This is a genomic window from Kitasatospora sp. NPDC054768, assembly GCF_053612025.1.
The window spans coordinates 1-7812 of record NZ_JBSHBN010000258.1 but is presented as its reverse complement, the minus strand read 5'-3'; the positions used below and the strand labels follow the sequence as shown (position 1 = coordinate 7812).

Annotated in this window: 1 pseudogene; it reads right to left on the bottom strand. The window is 71.7% G+C overall.

Features of this window, described 5'->3' with window-relative positions:
- Positions 1-88: 88 nt before the first annotated feature.
- A pseudogene (locus ACWGKU_RS39320) lies at positions 89-7795 on the bottom strand (amino acid adenylation domain-containing protein); the annotation flags it as partial.
- Positions 7796-7812 lie beyond the last annotated feature (17 nt).

Below are 7812 nucleotides of genomic sequence, written 5' to 3'. Positions count from 1 at the left end.
CGCCCGCTCGCGGGGCGGTGCGGGGACGTGTGGGAGGGCCGTCGGGGGGCCCGTGTGCCGACCGGCACACGGGCCGCCGATCCAGCAGCTAGGACCCGTCGCGCTCGCCCGCGAGCCGGGCGGCGAGGACCGGGCCGATCTGGGCGAGCTGATCCGGCCTCGTCATTTCACCATGCCGTCCGGTCACCCGGTGCACCTCGATCCGGCCCGTGACGTGGGGCTGCCAGTCCTCGGGCCGCACCGGGGGGAGCGGCTCCTCCCTGGTCGCCTCGAAGAAGAGCACATCGCCCCTGAACGTACGGGACTTGAACGAGTCCAGCACCGCGATGTTCCCGAGGAAGACCCTGGCCATGGCCTCCAGCGTGGCGTCGTCGAGCAGTGCGAACGGACCGTCCGCCGCCGCCGCGGAATCCGGGTCGTAGCCGAGCGACTCCAGGAGCGCCCGCACGGCCTCCTCGCCGCTCAGCGCCTCGGCCGACCCGGCCGGGGTCCCGGTGCCACCGGCCGGGAAGCCGTCCATCAGGGTGAGGACCTCGATCTCCTCGCCCTCCTCCTGGAGCCGGACGGCGAGTTCATGGGCCACGACCCCGCCGAACGACCACCCCAGCAGCGCGTACGGGCCCTGCGGCTGCACGGAGCGGATCAGTGCCAGGTAGTCGTCGACCATGGCGTCGAGGCTCTCCGGAACGGCCTCGGGGGCCAGCAGGCCGCGGGCCTGGAGACCGTACAGGGCACGGTCGCCGTCGAGGTGGCGGAGCAGTCCCGAGTAGACCCAGCTGATGCCGGCCGCGGGGTGCACGCAGAAGAGCGGCCGGGCCGCCGGGCCGCTGCTCCTGCGCAGCGGCAGCAGGGTGGCGAGGGCGCCGTCGCCCTGCCCCGCGTCGTCCAGCCGTCCGGCGAGGGCGGCGGCGGTGGGGGCGTCGAAGACGTCCCGGATGCCGATCTCGGCGCCGAGGGCGGTGCGGATCCGGCTGATCAGCCGGGCCGCGAGGAGCGAGTGACCGCCCAGGAGGAAGAAGTCGTCGTCGATCCCCACCGACGGCACCCCGAGGACCTCGGCGAACACCGCGCAGAGGATCTCCTCCTGCGCCGACCGCGGAGCCCGCCCGCCGCCGCCCGCACCGCCGCCCGCACCGGCGACCGGCGCCGGCAGCGCCCGCTGGTCGAGTTTGCCGTGCGACGTCATCGGCAGCGCCTCCAGCACCACGACCGCCGACGGCAGCATGTGGCGCGGCAGCCGCCCCGCGGCGAAGCGTTGCAGCTCCTCCGGGTCGGCCTCCCGGTCGGCCACCGGCACCACGTAGCCCACCAGGCGCTGGTCCCCCGGCCGGTCCTCCCGCGCCACCACGGCGGCCTGCGCCACCGCGTCGTGCGCCTGCAGCACCGCGGCGATCTCGCCCGGCTCGATCCGGAAGCCGCGGATCTTCACCTGGTCGTCCGCCCGGCCCACGTACTCCAGGGCGCCGTCGGCCCGCCACCGCACGAGGTCGCCGGTGCGGTACATCCTCTCGCCCGGCGCCCCGAACGGATTCGCCACGAAGCGCTCGGCGGTCAGGGCCGGCCGGCCCACGTAGCCGCGCGCCAGGAGCTCCCCCGCGATGTACAGCTCGCCGGGGACGCCCGGCGGGACCACCCGCAGCCGGTCGTCCAGGACGAACAGCCGGGTGTTGCGGATCGGCCGGCCGATGACCGGCCGCTCGTACGCGCCGATCACGGCGTTCGTGCTGTACACGGTGCACTCGGTGGGACCGTACTGGTTGTTGCCGGCGACCCCGGCCCGCCGCAGGTCCGCCCAGAGCGCCTCGTCGACCGCCTCGCCGCCGACGTCGACGATCCGGGGGCGGGAGGAGCGCTCCGCGGAGAGCATGCCCAGCTCGATCAGCTGCCGGCAGTAGGTCGGGGTCGTCTCGATGTAGTCGATCCCCTCGGCCTCGATGTAGTCGACCAGGAGTTCCGGCGTCCGGCGCGTCCCGTCGTCCACCAGGTGCAGCTCGTGGCCGTCCAGCAGCCAGAAGAGCAGCAGCCAGCTGGCGTCGAAGGTCGTCGCCCCGATCATGGCGGCGCGCAGGGGGCGGCCGGCGGAGGCGATGTCGGCCCGGTAGACGTCCTCCCGGTGGCTGTGGACGAGGTTGGCCAGCGAGTGGTGCTCGATGAGCACGCCCTTCGGCTTCCCCGTCGACCCGGAGGTGAAGATGGCGTACGCGGAGTGCTCCGGGCGCAACGGCGAGAGCCGATCGGCGTCCGACACGTCGGCGTCGGACCGGCCGGCCAGTTCGGCGCCGACCGCGGGCTCCGCCAGGTCCAGCAGCTGCGGCACGCGCCCGGCGAGGCCCGCGAACCGCGCGGCGGTCTCCCGGCCGGTGACCACGAGGGCGGGCCCGCAGTTGTCCAGCATGTACGTGACCCGCTCGACGGGGTACTCCGGGTCGACGGGGACGTAGCAGGCGCCGGCCTTCAGGATCGCCAGTAGCGAGACGATCAGGTCGGTGCCCCGCGGCAGCAGGACGGCCACGGTCTGCTCCGGCCCCACCCCGCGGTCGATCAGCAGCCGCGCCAGGCGGTTCGCCCGCGCGTTCAGCTCACGGAACGTCAGGGCCTCGCCCTGGAAGACGAGCGCGTTCGCGTCCGGCATCCGCCGGACGCTCCCCTCGAAGATCTCCGGGACCGGTCGGGTGTCCGCCGGGACGCGCCCGGTGTCGTTCCACTCCACGAGGATCCGCCGGCGCTCGGCCGGGGTCAGGACGTCGACCGCCTCGATCGACCGGTCCGGGTCCGCGACCACGGCGGCCAGCAGCCGGAGCAGGCGGTCCGCCAGCAGGCTCATGGTGGTGTGGTCGAAGAGGTCGGTGGCGTAGTGCAGGACGGCGAGGATGCCGGCGGGTGCGTTGGAGCCGTCACGGTTCTCGACGCAGGTCAGGTTGAGGTCGAACTTGACCGGCGGCGTCCCGAAGGACTCGGGCTGCGCGGTGAGGCCCGGCAGCAGCAGGGTGCCCTCGTCGTTGTTCTGCAGGACCAGCATCACCTGGAACAGCGGGTGCGTGGAGCTGGAACGGACGGGGTTCAGCTCCTCCACCAGCCGCTCGAACGGCAGGTCCTGGTTGGTGAACGCCGCCAGGTCGGTGTCACGGACCCGGCCCAGCAGCTCGCCGAAGGTGGGGGCCTGCGACACGTCGGTCCGCAGCACCAGCGTGTTCACGAAGAACCCGACCAGCTCGTCCAGGGCCTGGTCCGAGCGCCCGGCCACGACCGTGCCGATCGGAATGTCCGTGCCGGCGCCCAGCCTCGACAGCAGGGCGGCCAGCGCCGCGTGCAGCACCATGAACAGAGTGACCCCGTGGCGGCGCGCCAACGCGTCGAGTTCGGCGTGCAGTTCGGTGTCGACGTGGAACTGCAGCAGCTCGCCCTCGTGCGAGGCGGTGACGGGGCGGGGGCGGTCGAAGGGCAGAGCGACCTCCTGCGGCGAGCCCTTCAGCGCCTCCGCCCAGTAGGCGAGCTGCTGGTCCATGGTCTCGGCGAGCTGATCGTGCTGCCACAGGGTGTAGTCGGCGTACTGGACGGTGAGCGGCTCCCACTCCGGGGTGATTCCGGCCAGCCGGGCCCGGTAGGCCGAGGCGATGCCCGACCAGAGCGGGCCGGAGGACCAACCGTCACTGGCGATGTGGTGCAAGGTCAGGACGAGGACGGACTCGTCCCCGCCGAGGGTGAACAGCGCGACCCGCAGCGGGAGTTCGGAGGCCAGATCGAAGGCGGCGAACGCCTCGGCCGAGATCCGCTCCGCGACTTCGTCCGCCGTGCACGGCTGGACCCGGAACGGGACCTGGGCGGCGTCTGCGGGCAGAATCAGCTGGCGGGGCTGACCGTCGTGCGCGGGATAGATCGTGCGCAGGGCCTCGTGCCGGGCGACCACGTCGCCGATCGCGCCGCGCAGAGCCTCGGTGTCCACCGTGCCGTGCAGGCGGAACGCGAAGGGGCTGTTGTAGGTGGCGGAGGCGCCTTCGAGCTGGTCCAGGAACCAGAGTCGTTGCTGGGCGAACGACAGCGGCAGCACCTCCGGCCGCGCGCCCGCCACCAGCGCCGGACGCGCCGGGCCACCGTCCTTCAGCTTCTCCACGACCCCGACCACGGTCGGGTTGCGGAACAGATCACGGATGCCCAGCTCGGCGTTCAGGGCGGTGCGGATCCGGCTGATCAGCCGCGTCGCGAGAAGCGAATGACCGCCCAGAGCGAAGAAGTTGTCGTCGATCCCCACCGACGGCACATCGAGCACCTCGGCGAAGAACGCGCACAGAATCTCCTCCTGCGCCGTCCGGGGACCACGATGCCCCCGCACCGCACCCTGAACCTCCTCGGCCTCCTCCACCGCACCGGCCCGCGCCCGCTCCGCCCGCGCCAGGAAGTACCGCTCCTGCTCGGGAGAATCGAACACCTCCCACCCGGACACCGGAACCTCCGGATCCCCGGCCACCACACCCAGCAACCGCACCAACCGCTCCGCCAACAGGGCCATGGTGGTGTGGTCGAAGAGGTCGGTGGCGTAGTGCAGGACGGCGAGGATGCCGGCGGGTGCGTTGGAGCCGTCACGGTTCTCGACGCAGGTCAGGTTGAGGTCGAACTTCGCGGGCGGGGTCCCGAAGGACTCGGGCTGCGCGGTGAGGCCCGGCAGCCGAAGGGTGCCCTCGTCGTTGTTCTGCAGGACCAGGAGCACTTGGAACAGCGGGTGCCGGCCCAGCGAACGCACCGGGTTCAGCTCCTCCACCAGCCGCTCGAACGGCACGTCCTGGTTGGTGAACGCCGCCAGGTCGGTGTCACGGACCCGGCCCAGCAGCTCGCCGAAGGTGGGGGCCTGCGACACGTCGGTCCGCAGCACCAGCGTGTTCACGAAGAACCCGATCACGTCGTCCAGCGCCTGGTCCGAGCGCCCGGCCACCACCGTCCCGATCGGGATGTCCGTGCCGGCGCCCAGCCTCGACAGCAGCGCCGCCAGCGCCGCGTGCAGCACCATGAACAGGGTCACCCCGTGACGGCGCGCCAACGCTTCGAGTTCGGCGTGCAGTTGGGCGTCGAGGTGGAACTCCAGCAGCTCGCCCTCGTGCGAGGCGCTGGCAGGGCGGGGGCGGTCGAAGGGCAGAGCGACCTCCTGCGGCGAGCCCTTCAGCGCCTCCGCCCAGTAGGCGAGCTGCTGGTCCATGGTCTCGGCGAGCTGATTGTGCTGCCACAGTGCGTAGTCCGCGTACTGGACCGCCAGCGGCTCCCAGACCGGCACGGAACCGGCCAGCCGGGCCCGGTAGGCCGAGGCGATGCCCGACCAGAGCGGGCCGGAGGACCAACCGTCACTCGCGATGTGGTGCAAAGTCAGGACGAGGACGGACTCGTCCCCGCCGAGGGTGAACAGCGCTACCCGCAGCGGGAGTTCGGAGGCCAGGTCGAAGGTGGCGAACGCCTCGGCCGAGATCCGCTCCGCCACCCCCTCCTCCGTGCACGGCTCCACCCGGAACGGGACCTCGACATCGCCGACCGGCAGAATCACCTGCCGGGGCTGACCACCGACCGTCGGGTAGACCGTGCGCAGGGCCTCGTGCCGGCCCACCACGTCACCGATCGCGCCGCGCAGAGCCTCGATGTCCACCGTGCCGTGCAGGCGGAACGCGAACGGACTGTTGTACGTGGCGGAGGCACCTTCGAGCTGGTCCAGGAACCACAGTCGCTGCTGCGCGAACGACAGCGGCAGCACCTCCGGCCGCGCGCCCGCCACCAGCGCCGGACGGGCCGGGCCACCGTCCTTCAGCTTCTCCACGACGCCCACGACTGTCGGGTTGCGGAACAGGTCACGGATGCCCAGCTCGGCGTTCAGGGCGGTGCGGATCCGGCTGATCAGCCGCGTCGCGAGAAGCGAATGACCGCCCAGAGCGAAGAAGTTGTCGTCGATCCCCACCGACGGCACATCGAGCACCTCGGCGAAGAACGCGCACAGGATCTCCTCCTGCGCCGTCCGGGGACCACGATGCCCCCGCACCGCACCCTGAACCTCCTCGGTCTCCTCCACCGCACCGGCCCGCGCCCGCTCCGCCCGCGCCAGGAAGTACCGCTCCTGCTCGGGAGAATCGAACACCTCCCACCCGGACACCGGAACCTCCGGATCCCCGACCACCACACCCAGCAACCGCACCAACCGCTCCGCGAGTTGGTCCGCGGTCCCCCGATCGAACAGATCGGTCGCGAACTGCAGAACAGCCGTGATACCGGCGGGCGCATGGGAACCGTCACGGTTCTCGACGCAGGTCAGGTTGAGATCGAACTTCGCGGGCGGCGTCCCGAAGGACTCGGGCTGCGCGACGAGACCCGGCAGCTCCAGCGACCCCTCGTCGTTGTTCTGCAGGACCAGCATCACCTGGAACAGCGGATGCCGGCCCAGCGAACGCACCGGGTTCAGCTCCTCCACCAGCCGCTCGAACGGCAGGTCCTGGTTGGTGAACGCCGCCAGGTCCGTGTCACGGACCCGGCCCAGCAGCTCACCGAAGGTCGGCTCACCCGACACATCCGTCCGCAGCACCAGCGTGTTCACGAAGAACCCGACCACATCGTCCAGCGCCTGGTCCGAACGCCCCGCCACCACCGTCCCGATCGGAACATCCGTCCCCGCACCCAGCCGCGACAACAGAGCCGCCAACGCCGCATGCAACACCATGAACAACGTCACACCGTGCCGACGCGCCAACCCCTCCAGCTCTGCATGCAATTGGGCGTCGAAATGGAACTCCAACAGCTCACCGTCATGCGACGCGGCGGCAGGGCGGGGCCGGTCGAAGGGCAGAGCGACCTCCTGCGGCGAGCCCTTCAGCGCCTCCGCCCAGTAGGCGAGCTGCTGATCCATGGCGTCGCCGAGCTGGTTGTGCTGCCACAGTGCGTAGTCCGCGTACTGGACCGCCAGCGGCTCCCAGACCGGCGCGGAACCGGCCAGCCGGGCCCGGTAGGCCGAGGCGACACCCGACCAGAGCGGACCGGAGGACCAACCGTCACTCGCGATGTGGTGCAAGGTCAGCACCAGGACCGATTCGTCCTCGCCGAGCGCGAACAGCACCACCCGCAGCGGAAGTTCGGCGGAGAGATCGAAGGCGGCGAACGCCTCGGCGGAGATCCGCTCCGCCACCTCGTCCTCCGTGCACGGCTCGACCGTGAACGGGACGTGGGCGTCGTCGGCGGGCAGGACCAGCTGGCGCGGCTGACCGTCGACCGCCGGGTAGACCGTGCGCAGGGCCTCGTGCCGGCCCACCACGTCACCGATCGCCGCACGCAGAGCCTCCACGTCCACTGCCCCGTGCAGACGGAACGCGAACGGGCTGTTGTAGGTCGCGGAGGCGCCTTCGAGCTGGTCCAGGAACCACAGCCGCTGCTGCGCGAACGACAGCGGCAGCACCTCCGGCCGCGGGCCCGCCACCAACGCCGGACGCGCCGGACGGCCGTCCTTCAGCTTCTCCGCGACGCCCACGACCGTGGAGGCGTCGAACAGGTCACGGATCCCGAGCTCGGCATCGAAGGTGCTGCGGATCCGGCTGATCAGCCGGGCCGCGAGAAGCGAATGACCGCCCAGGGCGAAGAAGTCGTCGTCGATGCTCACCGATGGAACACCGATGACCTCGGCAAACAGGCCGCAGAGCAGTTCCTCCTGCACCGAGCGCGGGGCTCGTCCGTTCTGCTCGGCGGTGACGGCTGCGGGTGTGGGCAGGGCGCGCTGGTCCAGCTTGCCGTTCGGCGTGATCGGCAGCGCCTCCAGCACCACCAGCGCCGACGGGACCATGTGCCGCGGCAGACGCC